Source organism: Streptomyces calidiresistens, assembly GCF_014141525.1.
GTDB classification, from domain to species: domain Bacteria; phylum Actinomycetota; class Actinomycetes; order Streptomycetales; family Streptomycetaceae; genus Streptomyces; species Streptomyces calidiresistens.
The window spans coordinates 1-2,333 of sequence record NZ_VKHS01000812.1 but is presented as its reverse complement, the minus strand read 5'-3'; the positions used below and the strand labels follow the sequence as shown (position 1 = coordinate 2,333).

Sequence of the window (2,333 nt, the reverse complement as noted above, 5' to 3'; positions counted from 1 at the left end):
GGCGGGGACGCCGCGCCGGGAGGGGCGGCGGCGGGATCGTACGGCGGGCCGCCGGCGGGGCCGGTGGTGCGCAGCCGCATCGTCTCCGGGCCCCGGTCGACCGGATCGATCCGGTTGTGGCCGGGGCCGTGCGAGGGGCCGGGCCCGCCGGGCATCTCCCGGGGCGGGCCGGACTGTTCGACCGGGCGCGGAGCCGTGTCCCGGGGACCGCGGCCCCCCTCGCCCCCGGCACCGGGCGGCTCGCGGTGCTCGGCGGCCGGACCCGCCGCGGGGAACGGGTCGTACCCGCACAGCACCTCCTCCGCCGCGCCGGAGGCCAGACCGGTGAGCAGGGCCCGTCCGTCGTCGCAGATCAGGACGGTGCGGGCGGTGAGGTTGCGGTGCACCCAGCCGTGCGCGTGGACCACCCGCAGGGCGGCCAGCAGGTCGGCGGCGACCTCGGCGGCCCGATAGGGGTTCAGCGGGGCCTCGGCGAGGAGGGCGGCCAGCGGGCGGGCCGGGACCAACTCGCTGACGATCCACAGCCCGTCGCCTTGGACGAAGACGTCGAAGACCTGGTCCAGGCGGGCGTGGTCGGGCAGGCCGGCGGCGGCCGCCGCGGCCTCCACCGCGCGCCGCACCACCGGGTCGTCGGGGGTGCGGGTGGCGCGGGGGTATCCCCCCGAACCGCCGGGGCCGCCGGGCCGGGTGCCGTCGAGCGTCTCCGCGTCCACGACCTCGGGCAGCGGAACCTGACGGACCAGCACCTCCTGGCCACTGGCCGTGTCGAAGGCCCTCGACTCGACGAGTTCGAACTCGTCGGTGGGAAGGCGCGGCAGTTGATAGCGGTCGGCCAGCACCCGTCCCGGGAAACCGTCCACGGCCCCTCCCCTCGTCGCCCCGTGACGCCGCCCTCGCGACGCCACGTCCGTTCGCCCGATCCGCCCCGCGGATCCGGTGCGTTCCGGGGGTTCCGCGCCCCGGCGCGGAACCCGTCGATTCCTCGTCCTACCCGTCGGGGGCGGTCCGCTACCGGATCCTCCCCCTCCGCCTGTCGTTCCCCGTCGCCGCCCCGCCGGCTCCGGATCTCCCCCCGCCGCGCGGTGGGTTCGCGCCACGCGGTCGGCGCCGGGCACCGCGGGCGGAGCCGGTGGCGCGGACGTCCGGACGGTCCGGAGGTCCCGGGGAGGTGTTCACGATGTGGTTCGGCGCGTCCGTCGTCGCGACCGGCGACCGGTGGCCCGCGCGGAACCCCGACCACCGGGGCGGGGCGCCGGCGGGTCGGTGGGACCGCCGGCCCCGGTCGTCCCACCGGACCCGTGCGTCGCGCGACCACGGAGACCGGATGCACACGATACGTGCCGTGGGCATACCACGCCCACGATCTGTCAACTCCGGGTCAGTCCAATGGCCTGAATGTGGCCAGGGCGGTGTCCCGAATGGTGCGGCACTCCTCCTCGTCCCAGGCGTTCTCGGCGCAGGTGACCATGATGGCGTAGCCGCGGTTGTCGTCCACCCGGAATCCCCGGTTGAGGATCCGCACCCGCTGTCCGCCCTCGCTCCTGATGAACTGCCAGTCGGCGACCGTCGGGTAGTCCCGCCACTCGACCGTCTCGATGGAGAGGTGCTCGTATCCCGTGCTGCTCCCCCGGACGGCGGGCTCCAGGACCCGCCAGGCCGACTCGGCGTTCGTCTGGGGGGTGGGGGTGAAGTCCACCTGCACCTTGGGGGGGCCGCCGCCGGGGCCGCTGTGGATGGCGCCGGAGTCCCGGCCCGCGGTACCGGTCTGCGTCCAGCCGTCGGGCAGGGCGAGGGCGAACCGGTAGCGCTCGTTGGTGATCACGGTGAACCCGTCCGGCACGTCCGTGCCCGAGCCGTCCCCGGGGCCGTTGTCGCCGGGGGCCCCGTTGTCGCCGGGGCCGCCGGCCCCGGAACCCCCGCCGGGGTTCCCGGAGCCCTCGGCGCCGGCGTCGGGGCCGGCCGGATCGTCGGACTCCGGGGCGTCGCCGTCCGTGCCGTTGTCCGCGCCGTCCCCGGGGGCGGCGTCGTCGTTCCCCGTGTTCCCGGTGTCCTCCGCGTTCCCGGAGTCGGTGCCCTCCTCGCCGTCGACACCGGCGGTCCCCTCGGAGGTGTCGGGCGCGCCGTTCCCACCGGAGCCGTCGGTGTCGTCGCCGGAGAGGGCGAGGACCAGGATCGCGGCCAGCACGGCGAGGAGGAGCAGGATCGCGGCGCCCCCGAGGAGCCGACGGCGTCGTTCGGCCCGGTCGGGGCGGGCGGCACCCCCCTCGGCGAGGGCCGTGGACCGCTCGGGGGAGCCGGCTCCGGCGCCCCCGCCCGCGGCTGTCTCTTATACA

2 protein-coding genes are annotated in these 2,333 nt (G+C 76.9%); both read right to left on the bottom strand.

The window, feature by feature from the left end:
• A partial coding sequence (locus FOE67_RS23025) for a protein kinase (RefSeq protein WP_182666762.1) occupies positions 1-860 on the bottom strand: 860 nt, incomplete at its 3' end.
• 518 nt (positions 861-1,378) lie between these two features.
• Positions 1,379-2,185, bottom strand: a complete 807-nt coding sequence (locus FOE67_RS23020) for a serine/threonine kinase C-terminal domain-containing protein (protein WP_182666761.1) — start codon at positions 2,183-2,185, stop codon at positions 1,379-1,381.
• Between the last annotated feature and the right edge of the window lie 148 nt (positions 2,186-2,333).